Origin of the sequence: Thermophilibacter provencensis (genome assembly GCF_900128445.1) — a bacterium.
Taxonomy (GTDB): domain Bacteria; phylum Actinomycetota; class Coriobacteriia; order Coriobacteriales; family Atopobiaceae; genus Thermophilibacter; species Thermophilibacter provencensis.
This window is the reverse complement of sequence record NZ_LT671417.1, coordinates 2117853-2137040: the sequence shown is the minus strand read 5'-3', so window position 1 is coordinate 2137040 and position 19188 is coordinate 2117853. Positions and strand designations below refer to the sequence as shown.

Below are 19188 nucleotides of genomic sequence, written 5' to 3'. Positions count from 1 at the left end.
GCTGGACCAAGGAGGAACCCATGCGCACCGATGACTTCGACTACCCGCTCCCCGACGAGCTCATCGCCCAGGCCCCGGCCGAGCCGCGCGACTCCTGCCGCCTGCTCGTGCTGCACCGCGAGGACGGCTCCGTCGAGCACCGTCGCTTCACGGACATCGTCGACTACCTCGAGCCCGGTGACCTGCTCGTGGCCAACCGCACGCGCGTCATGCCGGCGCGCCTCGTGGGCCGCAAGCGCGGCACGGGCGGCGTCTGCGAGACGCTGTTGCTCAAGCGCCGCGAGGACGTGGACCCGCTCGGCGGCGTCTGGGAGTGCCTGGTCAACCCCGGCAAGCGCCTCCGCCAGCCGGGCATCGTGATCGAGTACCGCGCCGGCGGCCTGCACGCCCCGGAGTCCGCGCCGGTCGTGCTCACGGGGGAGATCGTCGACTTCGTCGAGGGCAGCAAGGGCGGCCGCCTCGTGCGCTTCTCGCCGGCGGGCGAGAAGGACGACGGCACGCCGCGCACCCTGGACGAGGCGATCCACGCTGCCGGACACGTGCCGCTTCCTCCCTACATCACCCAGTACGAGGGCGACCCCGAGAAGTACCAGACCGTCTACGCCATGAGCGAGGAGCACTCCGCCGCGGCGCCGACGGCCGGCCTCCACTTCACGCCCGAGCTCATCGAGCGGATTCGCGAGAAGGGCGTGGGCTGGGCGACGGTCGAGCTCGAGGTGGGCATCGACACCTTCCGCCTGGTCACGGAGGATGACCCAACCCAGCACGTGATGCACACCGAGCGCTACCACGTGCCCCAGGAGGTCGTCGACGCCGTGCATGCCGCCAAGGCGGCGGGCCATCGCGTGATCGCGGTTGGGACCACGTCCGTGCGCTCGCTGGAGAGCGCCTGGGAGCCGGGCGCCGCGCCGAGCGAGCCGCCCGTGGCGGCGCGTCGCTTCGAGGGGGCTGCCGGCGTCGGCGACATCGTCGCGCGCGAGAACGCCACCACCAACCTCTACCTCATGCCGGGCTCGCACTTCCATGTGGTGGACGCCATGATCACGAACTTCCACGTGCCGCGCTCCACGCTCATGATGCTCGTCTCGGCCTTCGCCACGCGCGACCAGATCATGGCCGCCTACAACGCCGCCATCGATGAGCGCTACCGCTTCCTCTCCTTCGGCGACGCGATGCTGATCGAGTAGGGCGCCCCGGGGCCTCGCTACAGAACGATAAGGACGACGATCAGGACAAGGACCAGCGCGACGGCGATGATGACGGCGCCGAACGCGACGCGCTCGCGGCGCGTGCGCGCCCGGAGGCCGCGCTCGGCCTCCGAGAGCCCCTCGACGACGGTCTCCTGGTCGGAGATCTGGGCGCGGAGCCCCTCGATGCTCTCGCGGAGCTCGGCGGTCACCTCGGGCGTCGCGTGGATCTCCTCCGCCTCGTCGATGAGCGCCTGCGCTCCGTCGTGCCGCTCGGCGGCCTCGTCGTAGGCGGCCTTGGCCTCCTCCGCGCCTTCGCGCGCGGCGGAGATCTGCTCCTCGAGCGCCTTCTCCTCGGCCCTGGCCTTGGCCTGGAGCCCGTCGTACTCGCCCTTCTTCTCCTCGTACTCCCTGCGGGCGTCGTCCGCCTCGCGCTGGGCGCTCTCGAGGGACTGCTTCTGGGTCCAGAGGTGCGTGCTCGCCGCGTCGACCGCCTCCTGGGCGTCGTGCGTGGTGGCGTCGACGTCGGAGCGGGCGGCCTCCACGTGGGCGAGCTCGGTCACGATCTCGTTCTTGAGCTGGGTCACGGCATTGGAGGAGGGGTCGGCCTCCTGCGCGCGCCTGAGCTCCTCCTGCACCTTGCGCAGTCGTGCCTGGGAGCTGTCCACCGCGCGGTTTGCCGCGGCGATGCCCTGCTCCCTGCGGTCGGTCGCGCTCTTCAGCTGCCCCTCCGCGGTCTTCACGGCGCGCTTGGCCTCGGCCACGACGCGGCTCGCCTCGTCGTGGCGCTCCCGGGCCGAGTCCGCGAGCCGCTTGTAGGGCCGCAGCTCCTGCTCGTGGTCACGCCTCGTGCGCGCGAGCCGGTCCTCGAGGGCCTTCGCCTCCTCCTCGAGCCGCTCGACCTTGCCCTGCTCGGCCACGAGCGCCTCGTTGGCCTCCGACACGATGGCGCCCTGCTCGCGGAGGATGTCCTCGTAGCGGGCCTCCACCTCCTCGCGGTGGGCGAGCTCCGCCTCGTCGGCCTCGAGCGTCTCGCGCAGCTCGCGGAGCCGCGCGCGTGCGGACCCGTGCCGCCGCGCGGCCTCGCGGACGTCCTTGACGGCGGACAGCCCGTTCATGAAGGCCGTGGCGGCCGTCCCCGCGGCGTCCCGCGCCGCCCCGAGCGCGGCGTCGAGCGCCTTCGGCGAGCCGTGCCCCTCGGCGGCGTCAGCCTCGGGGGAGGCGGCAAGGCCGGTCGTCGGCGCGTCGGCCGGCGCGTCCGTCTCCTTGGCGTTCTTCCGCTCCTCGGGTTCGTGTGCCATGGGTCCGCTCCTCTCAGCCGCGAGCGCTCGCGGCGCGCTGTCTCGTGCGACGGCGATGCCGCCATCGACATTGTCTCGCACGACCGCCCGCCGCCCGCCCTGATTCCGCTTATCCCCAGAGATTGCACCCTTGGCCAGAAGTTTGGCGTCAACGCGTCTCTTGTTTGCTAGGATGTGCTATGTGTTTCTCAGAGGGGATGCAGACGTCCCCGATTGTTCTGGAGTATTTGGAAAGGGAGTCCGCAACATGGTTTCTAAGCAGACGAGCATCATCAACGCCACCGGCCTTCACGCCCGTCCCGCGTCCGTCTTCGTGACCGAGGCCAAGAAGTACCAGTGCAACGTCACCATCAAGAACGTCGACAAGGACTCCGCTCCTGTCAACGCCAAGTCCATCATGATGATCCTGGCCGCCGGCCTCGGCACCGGCACCAAGGTCGAGGTCGCCTGCGACGGCGCCGACGAGCAGGAGGCCCTGGACGCCCTGATCGCCCTCATCGACTCCGGCTTCGGCGAGTAGTCGATCGGCGACACCCCATCACCTTTTCTCGATGGTTCGACCCGGCGTCACTGCGACGCCGGGTCCTTTTGTGTAGGATGGGCACGCCAAGTTGCGACCGCGAGGTCGCCGAGAAGAACCGTGTGACCCGCCGCGAGTTCTGCAGCCGCGCTCTTTGCGGCGAAGCTGTCCGAGCGTCGGGTCACACGGTTCTTCTCGGCGACCTCCCCACGCGAGCGGAGGAAGCCGTGGATACGAGCCTGTTCAAGTACGAAGTCCTCGCCGAGGACCCGGGGACGCACGCGCGCGCGGGCGTCCTGCACACCCCCCACGGCGACGTCCCCACGCCGATCTTCATGCCGGTGGGGACCAAGGCCACGGTGAAGGGGCTGCTCCCGTCCACGCTCGAGCAGCTGGGCACCAAGATCCTGCTCGCCAACACCTATCACCTCTCCATGCGCCCGGGCGCCGACCTCGTCGCCGAGATGGGGGGCCTCCACGACTTCATGTGCTGGGACCGTCCGATCCTCACCGACTCGGGCGGATTCCAGGTCTTCTCCCACGAGGAGTTCTTCAGGCTCTCGCGCGACGGGGTGCGCTTCCGCGCCGTGGACTACGACGGGCGCTGGGTCGAGTGGTCGCCCGAGGAGAACATGGCGATCGCCCAGAAGCTCGGCGCCGACATCGTGATGCAGCTCGACCAGTGCGTTGGCTATCCCGCGCCGCGCTCCAAGGTGGAGCGCTCCGTCGAGCTCTCAAGCCTGTGGGCGGAGCGCTGCTACGCGGCGCACGCTCGCCCCGATCAGGCCCTCTTTGGCATCGTCCAGGGGGGCATGCACCTCGACCTGCGCCTCCGCTCCCTGCGCCACCTTGAGGAGATCGGCGACTTCCCCGGCTACGGCATCGGCGGCTACTCGGTGGGGGAGGACCACGAGACGATGTTCGAGTCCCTGGCCCCGCTCGTCTCCGAGCACATGCCGCGCAACAAGCCTCGCTACCTCATGGGCGTCGGCAACCCCACCACCCTCGTGCGCGGCGTCGCCTGCGGCGTGGACATGTTCGACTGCGTGCTGCCCACGCGCACGGCACGCACCGGCTCAGCGTTCTCGAGCGAGGGTCGCCTGAACTTCCGACACGCCCGCTTCACCCACGACCACGGCCCGCTCGACCCGGCGTGCTCCTGCCCCACCTGCACGGGGGGCTTCTCGCGCGCCTACCTGCACCACCTCGTGCGCCAGAAGGAGATGCTCGGCTCGATCCTCATCTCCCAGCACAACGTCTACTACCTGCTCGACCTCATGCGCCGCGCGCGCGAGGCCATCATGGCGGGGACCTATGCCGCCTTCGTCGAGGACTGGATGGCGTCCGCGGCGGCGCAGGACTGGTAGGCGCGGGGAAGGGCCCCCGCCCGAGCGTCCGGCCTTCGGGACCCCCCGCTCGTTGCGGTATGATTGTTCGGATTGACAGGGCGCTGAAGCGCCACCCAACCGAAGAGGCATGCCATGAGAGACGAGAAGAACGGGAAGGGCGCCACGGGCGTCAGGCGCTGGGGAGCGACGGCGGGGCCCGCGCCGAGGGGCCGGGCCGGGCGGGCGGGCCGCGGGGTCCCCTCCGACGCGCGGTCCCAGATAGCCGCGCTCCTCGCCGCCCTCGCCCTGCTCGTCGCCTCCGTCCTTCTCGCCCTGCCCCCGGCCGAGGTCCTCGGCTGGGGCGTCGACTTCGCCGGGGGGACCTCATATTCATACGCGCTCGCTGACGGCGCCGCGGACTCCGCGGCGACCGCCGCCGCCGTCAGGTCTCGGCTCTCCGCGCTCGGCGTGCGCGGCGCGCGCGTCAGCTCGGGGGAGGGGGTGACCGTCGAGGTCCCCGCCGGTCAGGACGCCGCCGACGCCGTCGCGGTCGCCACGAGGCCGGGTAGGGTCGAGCTCGTCCGCCTCGATGCCATCTCGGACGCCGACGCGCTGGCGCGGGTGCAGGCGGGCGCGTCCGGCGTCGTCCTCGCCGAGGGTAGCTACGAGGCGTTTCTCGATAACTCCTCGATCGCCTCCATCGACCCGGTGAGGCTCTCCGCATCCTCCGACCTCTACGGCATACAGATCGCCTTCACCTCCGAGGGAGCCGAGGCCTTCGCCGAGGTGACGTCCGAGCTCGCCCCCGTGGGCGGGCAGGTCGCGGTCGTCTTTGACGGCACCGTGGTCGCGGCCCCCGGGGTGAGCGACCCCATCACCGACGGCGTGGTCACCGTCTCCGCGGGCCTCTCGCTCACGGACGCCGCGGGCATGCAGGCCGCGGTCAGGACCGGCGTGCTGCCGGTCGAGCTCGGCGAGGGCACCGCCGCGCCGCTTGCCCCCGCCGTCTCCGGGACGGGCCTCCTCCGGGCGCTCGTCGTCGCGGGCGTCGCGGCGCTCGCGGCGCTCGTGGCGCTGCTCGCGACCATGCGCCTGCTCGGCCTCGTCGCGTACGCCGGCCTGGTCAGCGTCGCCGTGCTCGAGGTGGGCGGCCTCGCCGCGCTCTCTCGCGCCGGGCTCTTCGTGCCCACCGGCGCGGCCTACGTCGTGGCAGCCATCGTCGTGTGCGCGACCTTCCTCGAGCTCCTCCGCGTCCTCTGGCGCGTCCGCTCGTGCGTGCGCGGCGGCACCGACCCGCGCGACGCCGGCAGCGTCGCGCTGCGCCGCCACGCGCGGGAGCTCGCCGTCATCGCGGTGGCGTTCGTCGCGGGCGGCCTGGCGCTCTTCCTCCTCGTCTCCGAGGGCGGGCTCGCCTCCAACCCCGCGGGCCTCGTCTGGCCCGTCGCGGCCGTCGCCGGCGCCCTCACGCTGCTGCTGGTCTGCCTGCCGCTCACGAGGGCCTTCTCCCGCGCCATGCGCGCAAACCCCGACGCGTGGGGCGTGGCGCCGCGCGACGAGGGCGACCGCTAGATGTCCGGCCTCGCGAACAGCCGCCGATGGGCGGTGCTCGCCCATGACCCGGCCGCCGAGCGCGCGCTCGCGGACGGCCTTGGCGTCAGCGCGCTCGTGGCGCGCGTCCTCGCGGCTCGCGGCGTGACCGACGTCGCCGAGGCGCGCGCGTTCCTTACGCCCTCGCTCGAGCGCGACTGGGCGGACCCGCTGCTCATCCCGGGGATGGACGCCGCGGTCTCGCGGGTCGAGCGCGCGCTCGACGCACACGAGGCGATCGCCGTCTTCGGGGACTTCGACGTCGACGGCATGAGCTCGACCTGCCTGCTCACGCTCGCGCTCCGGCGTCTCGGGGCCGACGTCCACCCCTTCATCCCGCATCGCTTCGGCGAGGGGTACGGCCTCTCTCGCGAGGCGCTCGCCCGGGTCCGCGCGGCATGCAGCCCGGACCTCGTGGTGACCGTCGACAACGGAATCGCCGCCGCCCGCGAGGTCTCCTGGCTCGTGGGCGAGGGGGTCGACGTTGTGGTAACCGACCACCACGAGCCCGCCGACCTCGTCCCCGAGGGCGTTCCCGTCACCGACCCCAAGCTCGACGAGGGCTGCCCCTCTCGCGACCTCGCGGGCGCCGGCGTTGCCCTCAAGCTCGTCTGCGAGCTCGGCCGGAGGCGCGGGGCGCCCGACCTCTGGCTCGACTTCATCGACGTCGCCGCGCTCGGCACCCTCTCGGACATGATGCCGCTCGCGGGCGAGAACCGCGCGCTCGTGGCGGAGGGGATCTCGCGCATGCGGGAGGCCACGCGCCCCGGCCTCGTGGCCCTCGCGGCCACGGCGGGGGTCGACCTCGCGCAGGTCTCGGCGGACGGCCTGCCGTTCTCCGTCATCCCGCGCCTCAACGCGGCGGGGCGCATGGGCTCCACCGACGTGGCGCTCGAGCTGCTCCTCACCGACGACGTCTCCGAGGCGACGATCCTGGCCGGGAGGCTCGAGGCGATTAACGCCGAGCGGAAGGAGACCGAGTCCGCCCTCTCCGAGGAGGCCTTCGCCGAGGCGGAGCGCACCTATCGCGGCGGCCGGGCCGTCGTCGTGGCGGGGGAGGGCTGGCACGAGGGCGTCAAGGGCATCGTGGCTTCGCGCCTCGTCAACCGCTATCACGTCCCCGCCATCGTCTTCTCCGTGACGGACGGCGTCGCGCGGGGGTCGGGGCGCTCCGTGGGCTCCGTGGACCTCTTCCATGCCGTAGAGCAGTGCTCGGACGTGCTCGTGCGCTTCGGGGGGCATGCCGGCGCGGTGGGCGTGACCTGCGAGGCGGCCCGCGTCGACGAGTTCCGCGAGCGTCTGTGCCGCGCGCTCGAGGAGCTCCCCGACGAGCAGTTCGAGGACACGGGCGAGGTCACGGCCATCGTGCGGCTCGGGGAGCTCTCCGTCGAGAGCATCGCCTCGCTCGAGCTCCTCCAGCCCTTCGGCCAGGGCAACAAGAAGCCGCTGCTCGCCTCCGTTGGCGTGAGCATGAGGAACCGCGCCCGCGTCGGGGCCGACGGCGCGCACGTGCGCTTCGTGGCCACCGACGGCGCGAGCTGCGTCCCCGCGATCATGTTCCGCGCGCCCGACGCCGAGCGCGCCAGCTCCTGGGAGGGCGTCGTCGACCTCGTCTACGAGGCGGTCAACGAGACCTGGCAGGGCAGGACCAAGCCCAAGCTCATGGTGAGGGACATCCTGTACCGCCTGCCCGACGCCCCCTTGCGGCCCGTGGTCCCCGACGGCGAGCTCGAGGCGCCCCCGGTGCCGGGCGACGACGCCGTGACGCCCGCGGAGGGCCGTCGCGCGGAGCTCGCGCGCCTCCCCTACGACGGCCTCACGGATGCCCTGCGCCGCTCGCTCATCGGCGACGCGCCGCTGCTCCCCGCTCAGCGCGCCGCGCTCGACCGGCTCGCCGCCGGTCGCTCCTGCCTCGCCGTCATGGCGACGGGGCGGGGCAAGTCGCTCGTGTTCCAGCTCCACGCCGCGCGCGAGGCCATCTCGCGCGACAGGGCGAGCGTCTTCGTCTACCCGCTTCGCGCGCTCGTCGCCGACCAGGCCTTCCACCTGCGCGAGGGCCTTGCGGCTGACGGCGTCTCGGCGGAGGTGCTCACCGGCGAGACGCCCGCGCCCGAGCGCGCCCGCGTGCTCGCCGGGCTCGCGTCGGGCTCCGTCGACGTCGTGCTGACCACGCCCGAGTTTCTCGCCATCCACCGCGCGTCCTTCGCCGAGTCGCGTCGCGTCGGCTTCGTCGTCGTGGACGAGGCACACCACGCCGGGCTCGCCAGGCCCGGCGACCGTGACGCCTACCTCGAGCTGCCCGCGGTGCTCGCGGAGCTCGGCCGGCCCGCGGCGCTCGCCGTGACGGCAACGGCGGCGCCGGGCGTCGCGGCGCGCATCTGCGAGCTGCTCTCCATCGGCCGCGGCGACGTGGTGGTCGACGGCGCGTCTCGGCCCAACCTCGCGATCGACGACTGCCGCGAGATCAGGGACCGTGACGCAGCCCTCGCCTCGATCGTGGCGCTCGGCGAGAAGACCATCGTCTACGCGAGCACGCGCGACCAGGCGGTGTCGCTCGTGCGCGCCCTGCGCCACCGCGTGCCCGAGCTCGCCCATCGCGTGGCCTTCTACCATGCCGGGCTCTCTCGCGACGCCCGCGGCCGCGTCGAGCGCGCGTTTAGGTCCGACGAGCTGGCGTGCATCGTCTCCACGAGCGCCTTCGGCGAGGGGGTCAACCTCCCGGGCGTCCGCCACGTGGTGCTCTTCGGCCTGCCGCTCGGCGAGGTCGAGTTCAACCAGATGAGCGGCCGGGCCGGGCGGGACGGCGCGCCCGCCACGGTGCACGTGCTCTTTGGCTCGCGTGACGTCTACGCCGGCGAGCGCATCCTCTCCGCGGCCGCGCCGGCGCGCCCGCAGCTCGTGGCGCTCTATCGCGCCCTCTCGTCGCTCTATCGCTCCGGCGGCCCCATCTCCCTCGACGACGAGGGCATCGCCCGCGAGGCGCGCGCGCTCGAGCCGCGCGTCGCGCTCGACGCCCCTGAGGTCGCCTCCGGGCTCGCGGTATTCTCGGAGCTCGGCTTCGCCTCCGTCGCGGGATGGGGCGACGCCCGCCGGGTCTCCATGGCCGCCTCGCCGGAGCGCATGGAGCTCTCCCAGTCCGCGTGCTACGCGGAGGGGCTGCGCGCCCAGCGGGCCTTCTCCGAGTTCTGCGCCTGGGCGCTCGAGGCGACCCCGGACGAGCTTCTCGCCCGCGTGAGCCGGCCCATCACGCCCGACTTCGGTATCATCGTGTGAGGGGAAGGAGGGGAGCCATGAGCGCCAACGAGTACACGGCCGCCCCCACGGCGGCGCGAGACCCCAAGAGGGGGGTTCCCGACGCGGCGAACTATCGGCTGCTCCAGGCGGCGTGCGCGGCGTATCTCGACGAGGAGGGGAGCGAGAAGGTCGAGCGGGCCTATCGCTTCGCCGCCGAGTACCACCGCGACCAGCGCCGCCGCTCCGGCGAGCCCTACATCAACCACCCCGTCGAGGTGGCGCTCATCCTGGCGCACGACCTGCGCATGGACGAGGACACCATCTGCGCGGCGCTTCTCCACGACACGGTCGAGGACACCCCCGCGACCAAGGACGAGCTCGCCGAGCTCTTCGGGGCGACCGTCGCCGACCTCGTGGACGGCGTGACCAAGCTCACCTCCATCCAGGTCTCCTCGATGGACGAGAAGCAGGCCTGGAACCTCCGCAAGATGTTCCTCGCCATGAGCCGCGACATCCGCGTGGTCATCATCAAGCTCGCCGACCGCCTGCACAACATGCGCACGCTCGCGGCCCTGCCGCCCGACCGCCGCCAGTTCAAGGCGCGCGAGACCATGGACGTCTACGCCCCGCTCGCCGACCGGCTCGGCATCTCGTCGGTGAAGTGGGAGCTCGAGGACCTGGCGTTCTTCTGGCTCGAGCCGGAGGAGTACCAGCGCGTGGCCCGCATGGTCCAGGACAGCCGCGCGCAGCGCGAGGACGACACCGAGGCCGCCATCAAGACGCTCGACGACGAGCTCAAGGCGGCCGGCCTCAGGAACTACCAGATCACGGGACGGCCGAAGCACCTCTGGAGCATCTACCAGAAGATGACCCGCAAGGGCCGCGAGTTCTCCGACATCTACGACCTCATCGCCCTGCGCGTGATCACCCAGACGGTGGGGGACTGCTACTCGGCGCTCGGCGCGGTGCACTCCCTGTGGAACCCGATGCCCGGCCGCTTCAAGGACTACATCGCCACGCCCAAGGCGAACCTCTACCAGAGCCTGCACACCACGGTCGTGGGCCCCGACGGAAAGCCCATAGAGATCCAGATCCGCACCGTGGAGATGCACGAGGCCTCCGAGTACGGCATCGCCGCCCACTGGCTCTACAAGAAGGAGGGCAACTCGCGCGGCCGCATGAGCGCTGAGGACCGCGCCATAGACTCCACGATCAACTGGATCCGCAAGACCCTCGACTGGGCCGCCGAGGACGACATCGACGACCCGCACGAGTTCCTCGACAACCTGCGCGTGGACCTTTTCGAGCACGAGATCTTCGTCTTCACGCCCAAGGGCGAGGTCATGAGCCTGAGGCGTGACGCCACGCCGCTCGACTTCGCCTACGCCGTCCACACCGAGGTGGGCAACCACTGCGTGGGCGCCAAGGTCAACGGCTCGGTGGTGCCGCTCTCCTACAAGCTCAACATGGGCGACCGCGTGGAGATCCTCACCAACAAGAACGCCAAGCCGTCGCGCGACTGGATGCAGCTCGTGGCCATGCCGTCGAGCCGCGCCAAGATCCGCAAGTACTTCTCCACCCAGACCAAGAACGACGACGCCGAGCAGGGCAGGACTGAGCTCGCCCACGAGTTGCGCAAGCGCGGATACGGCATCTCCACGCGCCGCACGGTCAAGGCCATCGAGCGCGTCTGCGAGCACTTCGAGCTGAGGAGCCCGGAGGACCTCTTCGCCTGCGTCCACACCGGCAAGGTCTCGGTCAAGCAGGCGGCCAACCGCATCGAGGAGATCCTCGAGGAGGGCTCGCCCGAGCAGCTGGCCGCTGCCGCCGCCGAGGCGGAGCGCCACGCCGCCCACGAGCGGGCCATGTCCTCGGGCGCGCCGGTCATGAAGTCCTATGCGCTCACGCAGGCCACGCGCGGCAAGCGCCGCAAGAGCAACTGCGGCGTGGTGGTCAAGGGCGACGCCGACCTCCTCGTGCACCTCGCCCACTGCTGCAACCCCGTGGCGGGAGACGAGATCGTGGGCTTCATCACGCGCGGCCGCGGCGTCTCCGTCCATCGCGCGAACTGCCCCAACGTGGCTGATCTCAGGCGCAACCCCGAGCGGATGATCGAGGTCGCCTGGGACACCTCGGGCGCCACCGAGTTCCGCGTGGAGATAGTCGTGGAGGCAACCGACCGCATGGGGCTGCTGAAGGACATCACCGTCGCCATCGGGGACGCCGGGGCCAACATCCTCTCCGCCGCCACGCAGACCACGGCGCAGGGCGTGGCTCGCCTGCGCTTCCTCGTGGCCATATCCGACGCGAGCCTGCTCGACGTGCTGCTGGCCGCCGTGAGCCGCGTGCCCTCGGTCTACGACGCCCGCCGCATAATGCCCGGCGAGGGCGCCAACCAGATGAAGCAGCGCGTGAAGTAGCGTGCAAAGGGGACAGGCACTTTTGCACGCCTTTCCGCGCCGGGAGGAGGGCTGATGGCCGAGAAGAACGATGAGCTGCGGCAGTTCGTGGTGACGCCGCTGCAGACCAACTGCTACGCGTACGTGAGCGCGGGGGAGTGCCTCGTGGTGGACCCCGGCGGCTCCGGAGCCCAGGTCGCAGGGCACCTGGCTGACGTCCACGTGGCCTGCGTGGCGGCCACGCATGGTCACGGCGACCACGTCGGCGGCGTGGCGGCGCTCGTCCGCGCGACGGGCGCCCCCTTCGCCATCCATGCGGCGGATGCCGGGCTTGCGGCCCACGCCGGGGAGATGAGCGAGGTCGGCAGGAGCTACGACGAGAACGCGCCGGCGCCGGACGTCCTTCTCGCCGAGGGCGTCGTCCTGCGCGTGGGGACCGCCACGTTCACCGTCATGGAGACGCCGGGCCACACGCCGGGCGGCGTGGTGCTCGTGGGCGGCGGCACGGCCGAGGGCGTGGCCTTCGTAGGCGACACGCTCTTCCCGGGAAGCCATGGCCGAACGGACCTTGCGGGCGGCGACGAGGGGCAGATCATGGCGTCGTTGCACCGGATGGCGCTGGAGATCCCGCCCGCGACCACGCTGCTCTGCGGCCACGGCCCCGCCACGACGATGGCGCGCGAGCTCGCGCAGAACCCGTTCCTGCTGTAAGGGGCCTCGTGCCCCCGACTCTCCCCTTGCCCCATCTCCGGGTGAGCGGCGACGGCTCGAACAAAGTGCCCGCCAAAGAGGGCGGCGCGGTTCGGACCATGCGGGAGGAGCCCATGCCCGAGGGGTGCCCGCGCTTGGGCGGAAGGCGTCAACGCAAGGGATGGGCAAGGAAGGTGCCCGAGGCGGGGCTCGAACCCGCACGAGTTTCCCCAACGGTTTTTGAGACCGTCGCGTCTGCCAATTCCGCCACTCGGGCCTGAGGGCGCGTGGTGTGCGCGAGAAGAACTATAGCAGACGGCGCGTTTTTGTCGCCAGTGGGGTATATAGTTAGCGTAGTTGAACATCCCACAAGAGAGAGGAACTCCCATGGCGCTTTCCAACGAGGTCACCGCCGTCCTGAACGAGCAGATCAACAAGGAGCTCTACTCCAGCTATCTCTACCTCACCTTCGCCGACTACTACGACGACCGCGGTCTCAAGGGCTTCGCCAACTGGTATGAGATCCAGGCCAAGGAGGAGATGGACCACGCGCTGGCCATCCGCCGCTACCTGCTGGACAACGACTTCAAGCCCACGATGGAGGCCATAGCCAAGCCTGACAAGGCGTTCGACGACGACCTCGCCCCCCTCGAGGCTGGCCTCGAGCACGAGGAGTACGTCACGAGCCTCATCCACCACTGCTACGAGGTCGCGCACGCCGAGCACGACGTCCGCACGATGAAGTTCCTCGACTGGTTCGTGGAGGAGCAGGGCGAGGAGGAGACCAACGCCCGCGACATGATCACCAACATGAAGCTCTTTGGCTGCGACCCGAAGGGCCTCTACGACCTCGACCGCGAGTACCAGGCCCGCACCTACGTGCAGTCTGCCTCCCTCAAGCTCTAGTCATGACAAAGGTGACAGGGTCGTTTGTCATCATGACAGATGGCCCTGTCACCATTGTCAGGTTGTGGAGGTTGTCTGGCGAGAAAAACCCATTGCCTCCGAATCGCTCGCGTGCTATTCTTCCCTAGTGTGCTTTTTGCGAAGCGGGACTTCGGTCCCCACCTACACGGCGCCTGCGGGCAGCTGTCTGGTCAGACAACGTAGCTTTCTCGTCCCCCTCGGGGGCGTGTGTCGTCTCCCGGATGCTGCATGGCGTCGGGAGTTTTTTCTATGCGGCGAGAGCCGCAACGAGAGGAAGGTGTGAACGATAGCCAGGAACGACGGTCCTCGCATCAATGAGGAGATCACTTCCCGCACGTGCCGCCTGATTGGCATCGACGGCTCGCAGCTTGGTCTGTTCGGCGTGCGCGACGCTCTGCGCATTGCGCGCGACCAGGGTCTCGACCTCGTCGAGATCGCGCCGAACGCGGAGCCCCCGGTCTGCAAGATGCTCGACTACCGCAAGTTCAAGTACGAGCAGGACCGCAAGGCCAAGGCCGCCCGCAAGAACCAGGCACGGGTCGAGGTCAAGGAGATGAAGTTCCGCCCCAAGATCGACGTGGGCGACTACGAGACCAAGAAGGGTCACGTCATCCGCTTCCTCAAGAAGGGCGCCCGCGTCAAGATCACGATCATGTTCCGCGGTCGTGAGATGGCCCACCCCGAGCAGGGTCGCATGGTGCTCGATCGTCTCGCCGAGGACCTCAAGGACGTGGCCACGGTCGAGCAGAAGCCTCTCATGGAGGGTCGCAACATGCACATGACGATCGTCCCGATCAAGGGCGCCTTCGAGAAGAAGGCTGATGGGGACGGCGATGTCACCACGGAGAAGGAGAACTAGCATGCCCAAGATGAAGACGCACAAGGGTACGGCCAAGCGCTTCCGCCGCACCGGCTCTGGCAAGATCATGCGCGCCAAGGCGTTCAAGAGCCACATCCTGACCAAGAAGTCGCCCAAGCGCATTCGTGGCTTCCGCCAGGAGACCGTCATCTCCCCCGCGGACGTCAAGACCGTCTCCCAGCGCATGGGTTCCAACTAGGCGCGCGAGCGTCCTCGATTCAGTCTCACCAAGGAGTTGATCAGATATGGCACGAGTCAAGCGCGCCGTCGCCGGCCGTAAGAAGCGTCAGACGCTCGTCGAGCGCACCAAGGGCTACTACGGAGTCCGCTCCCGCACCTTCCGCGGCATGAAGGAGCAGGCCCAGCACTCCGGCCAGTACGCCTACCGCGACCGTCGCAACAAGAAGCGCGAGTTCCGCGCCCTGTGGATTCAGCGCATCAACGCCGCCGCCCGCATCAACGGCCTGTCCTACAGCAAGCTGATGCACGGCCTCAAGCTCGCCGGCGTCGAGCTCGACCGCAAGGTCCTCGCCGAGATCGCCTACAGTGACGAGCAGACCTTCGCCGACATCGCCGAGGTCGCCAAGAAGGCCCTCGCTGACGCGGAGTAGATGAGGCAAGGGGACCGTCCCCTCGCATCGCGCGCCCCGGGTTTCTCGCCCGGGGCGCTTTTTTTTGGCCGGCGAGGCCGTGTCACGCCACTCGCATAACCTTTACGACATGACATCCGACCTGCTTGGGGCATACGATTTGGTAGTCAGGCGAGAGGGACGGAAAGGGGTTCCCATGGGCGAGCGGTCACGGACGGTGGCGCGGACGGTGCTGTGGGCGGCATGGGGTCTGGCGCTCCTGCTGCTGCCGGCGGCCTATCAGGCGTATAGGTACAACGTGCAGCTATCCTCCGGCTGGGAGGGCTACGGGCTGCCGCTGAGCTACTTTCTCTGGACGTCGGCGATTCCGCTCTCTGCGGTGACGGCGGCCGTTGCGTGGGCGCTCCGTGATCGCCTCGAGTGCCGGCGACGCGCTCTGACGGGCGCCGGGCTTGCGGTTCTTCTCGCCTACGCGTTGGTTGCGGCGGCGTACTACCTGTGGTTACCCGTGGGGGCGGGCGGTCTCGTGCGCGCCCTCGGCTGGGCCGAGCGCATCCTGCGCTGGGGGTCGTGGGCCCTCTGGGGCGCGGCGCTTCCCGTGTGGTCGCTTCGCGCCGCGACGTCCTCCACGACCTCGACCTCACCGCTCGATGGGCTCGACGGGGCCGAGGCGCTCAGCGAGCGCGAGCGTGCGATTGCGGAGGCGCTCGCCACGGGAAGCTCCGTCGCGCAGGTGGCCGCCGCGCTGGGGCTGAGCGCGTCCACCGTCATGACGTATCGCTCGCGCGCGTGCGAGAAGCTCGGCGTGTCCTCGCTCGACGAGCTGCGACCGGTCGTGCGGGGCGCGGGCGCCGTGCCCGCGGCCTTTGACGTGACCTCGCCCGGCGCGCCCGCGCTCATGGCGATGGCGCTCTGCGTCGGCCTCTCCCTGCGCCTGCTCTCGCGTGTGACGCTGACGAGCGGCAGCACGTGGGACCAGGCGCTCGGGCTCATCCTCGTTCCTGCCCTCCTGGCCGTGCCCTGGGCCGCGCTCCTTGTCTACGCGCGCCTGCGCGGGATGCGGGTGCGCCTGCGCTGGACCACCTCCCGGCTTTGCCTCGTGCTGCTCGCGCTTGCCCTCTTTGGGCTGCTTGCCGGAGGCGGATGGTACGGGCTCGAGGTTCAGGTGCCCGGCGGGTTTATCAGCCTCAATGCGCTTGGCGTCCTCGGCAACGCCTGTGCGGTGGCGGCGCTCGCGCCCTACCTCCTCTGGCCGCGCGAGCGCGTGACCACGTCACTCGACGAGGAACGCTGCGCGCTCTACCTTCGCGGCCGCGGGGCGGGGGAGCTCCAGGCCCACGTGCTCACGGAGATTGCCCTCGGTCGAACCACGCCGGAGATCTGCGAGTCCCTGCACGTGGCGCGCGGCACCGTGAACGCCTATCGAGCGCAGGGCTACGAGCTTCTGGGGGTGCACAGCAGCCGCGAGCTCACCGACCTTCTCGCCCGGGACGTGGGGCGCGTGCCGTCCGCCGGAAAAACACGACCGTCCGCGGATGACTCTGTCACGACTGAGTAAGGTGCCGCCTGGAGGGAACAAGAGCAGTAACAAAGAACATTGTCGCTACCCACAAAGCGACCGTCAGAGGAGGCGAGTCCAGTGAACACAGAAGAGATAGCAGGGTTTGGACCCGCCCTCCGCGCGACCGAGGCCCGTTAGACTTTGGGCGAGCGCACTCGCCGACATTCTCCGACATTAGCATCGGATTTAGGCCGTTGAAAGAAGCGCCAGGAGCGGGTCCAGACATTGAATTGCCTTGTCAGCCCACTAACTCCTGAGACAGGTGATTCCACCCTAATACGTAATGAGGCGGGGCGGCGCAATGGGGCGCCGCCCCTGTTTTGTGCCAGAGGCAAGGGTACTGACAAACGTGACAAAGGTGCCGAGGGCGTTTGTCATGATAAACGTGACAAACGCCCCCGGCACGGGATATAGGACAAAATGTGTGTCCGTTTCAGGGGCATCGACGCAGGTCGATGCCCCTTTTTCTCGGCCTTAAATCCATGTGGCGAATTTAACCACTCGGACAGAAAGTGTGTCCGTTCGCAACTCGTTTCCGCAGGTCGATGACGGAAAATCCGACCGTTAAACCCGGCGGAATCGAGGTTCGCGGATGAAGGCGGTCAGGTGCCCCTCCTGCGGGGCGGCGATGAAGAGGAACGGGAAGACGAGCGCAGGCGCGCAGAGGTGGAGGTGTGGCTCCTGCGGCGCCTCCACGACGCTCTCCTACGACGACACGGCCGCGAGGCTCGGTGAGTTCCTGGCGTGGCTGACCTCGAAGGACACCCAGCTCTCGATGCCCGGCCAGGGGCGCACGTTCAGGAGGAGGACCGCCGGGTTCTGGCGGGTGTGGCCCATGCCCGAGCCGACCGGGGAGGTCCGCAGGGTGCTCTTCGTCGACGGGATATGGCTCGCCCGCGACCTCGTGGTCCTGATCGCGCACGACGGGAGCTTCGTCGTGTCGTGGTACATGGCGCAGTCGGAGACCTCGAGGGCGTGGGAGGCCCTGATGGCGCCGATCCCGGCCCCGGACGTGGTGGTGTGCGACGGCGGGACGGGCTTCGAGAGGGCCAGGCGCCGCGCGTGGCCGAGGACGCGCGTGCAGAGGTGCCTCTTCCACGCGTTCTGCCAGGTGAGGCGCTACACCACCTCGCGCCCGAGGCTCCAGGCGGGCAGGGAGCTCTACGCGCTCGCGCTCGAGCTGATGCACCTCGAGACGCTCCGCCAGGCCGACTGGTGGGTTGAGCGCTACCTGCAGTGGTGCGAGTTCTGGGCCGACTTCCTCGAGGACGTCTCGTACGTCGACGGGAGGCGCCAGTTCACCCACGAGAGGCTCAGGAAGGCCCGCTCCTCGCTCTCGCGGCTCGTCTCGCGGGGGACCCTCTTCACCTACCTGGACCCCGCACTGACGGCGGAGGGGCCGCTGCCGCGCACCAACAACGCGATCGAGGGAGGGGTCAACGCGCAGCTCCGGGACATGCTCAGGAACCATCGCGGCATGTCGACCATGCGGCGCGTGAAGGCGGTCTTCTGGTGGTGCTACCTGCACACAGAGAGCCCGAGGGACGCGCGCGGAATCCTCGCCTCCATGCCAACGGACGACGACATCGACCTGCTCTACAGGACCTACTCGGCATCACCCAAGCGCGACGACGGGGGCCCGGAGTGGGGCGACCGGGTAGTCTGGGAGGAGCTCCACCACAAGGACCCGTATACCTTCTGGCTGGACTAGGACAGGCGTTCCGCCGAGACACACATTTTGTCCTATAACCCCCCGGCACCTTTGTCAGCACCCGCACTCGTGCACCATGGCGTCGCGCGCGGCCACGGCGGTGGAGACCAAAAAGGGCCCGGCACCGTCTGGCGCTGGGCCCCAAGGGCGTGCCGAGAAGAACGGTCTTATCGCTAGTCCTTCTTGATCCAGCTGAACATGGAGCGGATCTTCTCGCCGGTCTTCTCGATGGGGTGGGAGTTGATCTCCTCGCGCTTCTCGAGCAGCCACTTGTGGCCGTTGTTGCAGTCGTCGACGAACTCCTGCGCGAAGGAGCCGTCCTGGATGCGGGCCAGGATGCGCTTCATGGCCTCGCGCGACTCGGCGTTGATGACCTGCGGTCCGGCGTAGTACTCGCCGTACTCGGCGGTGTTGGAGATCGAGTAGTTCATGAAGTGGATGCCGGACTCGTACATGAGGTCGACGATCATCTTCATCTCGTGGTAGACCTCGAAGTAGGCCAGCTCCTCGGGGTAGCCCGCCTCGGTCAGGGTCTCGAAGCCGGCCTTCACGAGCTCAACGAGGCCACCGCAGAGCACCGCCTGCTCGCCGAAGAGGTCCTCCTCGGTCTCCTCCTTGAAGGTGGCCTTGATGATGCCGGAGCGGGCGCCGCCGACGCCCCAGCAGTAGGAGAGGACGATGTCCCAGGCGTCGCCGGTGGCGTCCTGGTAGACGCAGGCGAGGTCGGGCACGCCGGAGCCCTCGGTGTACTGGCGGCGCACGATGTGGCCCGGCCCCTTGGGGGCGCACATGATGACGTTGACGTCCTCGGGGGCCTTGATGTAGCCGTAGTGGATGTTGAAGCCGTGGGCGAAGGCGAGGGTGTCGCCGGCCTTGAGGTGAGGCGCGACGTGCTCCTCGTAGACCTTGGGCTGGGTCTCGTCGGGGACGAGCATCATGATGACGTCGGCCTCCTCCGCCGCGTCGTCCATGCTCATGACCTTGAGGCCGGCCTCTTGGGCGGCCTGGGCGGACTTGGAGCCCTCACGCAGGCCAACGCGGACGTCAACGCCGGAGTCCAGAAGATTCAGCGCGTGGGCGTGGCCCTGGGAGCCGTAGCCGATGATGGCGACCTTCTTGCCCTGGATGACGCTCGGGTCCACGTCCTTCTCGTAGTAGATGTCGACGGCCATGTTCTTCTCCTTTGCTGTGATGAGACAATGGGGACAGGTTCATTTGTCTCATCACGCACGTTCTCGTGACGGTACGTTCCTATGTGAGATGAGACAAATGAACCTGTCCCCATTGTCTCATG

15 protein-coding genes and 1 tRNA gene are annotated in these 19188 nt (G+C 69.4%); 13 read left to right on the top strand and 3 right to left on the bottom strand.

The window, feature by feature from the left end; genetic code table 11:
* Window positions 1-20 precede the first annotated feature (20 nt).
* Window positions 21-1187, top strand: coding sequence for a tRNA preQ1(34) S-adenosylmethionine ribosyltransferase-isomerase QueA (gene queA, locus BQ7391_RS09655; protein WP_075280395.1), 1167 nt, complete (start codon window positions 21-23; stop codon window positions 1185-1187).
* A 17-nt stretch (window positions 1188-1204) separates the two neighbouring features.
* Here the strand turns inward: queA and BQ7391_RS12390 are convergent, their stop codons facing one another.
* Entirely contained in the window at window positions 1205-2488 is a 1284-nt protein-coding gene (locus BQ7391_RS12390) for a coiled-coil domain-containing protein (protein WP_075280394.1), read from the bottom strand.
* Window positions 2489-2735: 247 nt separating this feature from the next.
* On the opposite strand from BQ7391_RS12390, the gene BQ7391_RS09645 reads away from it, so the two are divergent.
* From BQ7391_RS09645 to BQ7391_RS09620, 6 genes are all read left to right on the top strand, one after another.
* A complete protein-coding gene (locus tag BQ7391_RS09645) occupies window positions 2736-3008 on the top strand; it encodes an HPr family phosphocarrier protein (protein ID WP_075280393.1) in 273 nt (90 codons plus the stop codon).
* A 227-nt stretch (window positions 3009-3235) separates the two neighbouring features.
* A complete protein-coding gene (gene tgt, locus BQ7391_RS09640; RefSeq protein WP_075280392.1) occupies window positions 3236-4375 on the top strand; it encodes a tRNA guanosine(34) transglycosylase Tgt in 1140 nt (379 codons plus the stop codon).
* A 114-nt stretch (window positions 4376-4489) separates the two neighbouring features.
* Entirely contained in the window at window positions 4490-5905 is a 1416-nt protein-coding gene (locus tag BQ7391_RS09635; RefSeq protein ID WP_075280391.1) for a SecDF P1 head subdomain-containing protein, read from the top strand.
* Window positions 5906-9196 carry a single-stranded-DNA-specific exonuclease RecJ gene (gene recJ / locus BQ7391_RS09630; protein WP_075280390.1) on the top strand — a complete coding sequence of 1097 codons (3291 nt, stop codon included), beginning with the start codon at window positions 5906-5908 and terminating at the stop codon, window positions 9194-9196. It abuts the gene before it with no gap.
* A 17-nt stretch (window positions 9197-9213) separates the two neighbouring features.
* Window positions 9214-11577, top strand: coding sequence for a RelA/SpoT family protein (locus BQ7391_RS09625; RefSeq protein ID WP_075280389.1), 2364 nt, complete (start codon window positions 9214-9216; stop codon window positions 11575-11577).
* Between the two features lie 54 nt (window positions 11578-11631).
* Entirely contained in the window at window positions 11632-12267 is a 636-nt protein-coding gene (locus BQ7391_RS09620) for an MBL fold metallo-hydrolase (protein ID WP_075280388.1), read from the top strand.
* 174 nt (window positions 12268-12441) lie between these two features.
* Here BQ7391_RS09620 and BQ7391_RS09615 read toward each other — a convergent pair.
* Window positions 12442-12523: transfer RNA gene (locus tag BQ7391_RS09615), tRNA-Leu, on the bottom strand.
* A 110-nt stretch (window positions 12524-12633) separates the two neighbouring features.
* On the opposite strand from BQ7391_RS09615, the gene BQ7391_RS09610 reads away from it, so the two are divergent.
* The 6 genes from BQ7391_RS09610 (at window position 12634) to BQ7391_RS09585 (ending at window position 17894) form a co-directional block, all read left to right on the top strand.
* Window positions 12634-13152: a ferritin gene (locus tag BQ7391_RS09610; RefSeq protein WP_075280387.1), complete on the top strand. Its 519-nt coding sequence runs from the start codon at window positions 12634-12636 to the stop codon at window positions 13150-13152.
* Between the two features lie 307 nt (window positions 13153-13459).
* Window positions 13460-14032, top strand: coding sequence for a translation initiation factor IF-3 (gene infC, locus BQ7391_RS09605; protein WP_075280386.1), 573 nt, complete (start codon window positions 13460-13462; stop codon window positions 14030-14032).
* Window position 14033: 1 nt separating this feature from the next.
* Entirely contained in the window at window positions 14034-14231 is a 198-nt protein-coding gene (rpmI, locus tag BQ7391_RS09600; protein ID WP_075280385.1) for a 50S ribosomal protein L35, read from the top strand.
* Window positions 14232-14277: 46 nt separating this feature from the next.
* Window positions 14278-14643, top strand: coding sequence for a 50S ribosomal protein L20 (gene rplT / locus BQ7391_RS09595; RefSeq protein ID WP_075280384.1), 366 nt, complete (start codon window positions 14278-14280; stop codon window positions 14641-14643).
* Window positions 14644-14818: 175 nt separating this feature from the next.
* Entirely contained in the window at window positions 14819-16180 is a 1362-nt protein-coding gene (locus BQ7391_RS09590) for a LuxR C-terminal-related transcriptional regulator (RefSeq protein ID WP_075280383.1), read from the top strand.
* A 595-nt stretch (window positions 16181-16775) separates the two neighbouring features.
* Window positions 16776-17894, top strand: a complete 1119-nt coding sequence (locus tag BQ7391_RS09585) for an IS1249 family transposase (protein WP_075279029.1) — start codon at window positions 16776-16778, stop codon at window positions 17892-17894.
* A 173-nt stretch (window positions 17895-18067) separates the two neighbouring features.
* On the opposite strand, the gene ilvC is transcribed toward BQ7391_RS09585, so the two are convergent.
* On the bottom strand, window positions 18068-19066 hold the full coding sequence (gene ilvC / locus BQ7391_RS09580; protein ID WP_075280382.1) for a ketol-acid reductoisomerase: 999 nt from the start codon (window positions 19064-19066) through the stop codon (window positions 18068-18070).
* Window positions 19067-19188 lie beyond the last annotated feature (122 nt).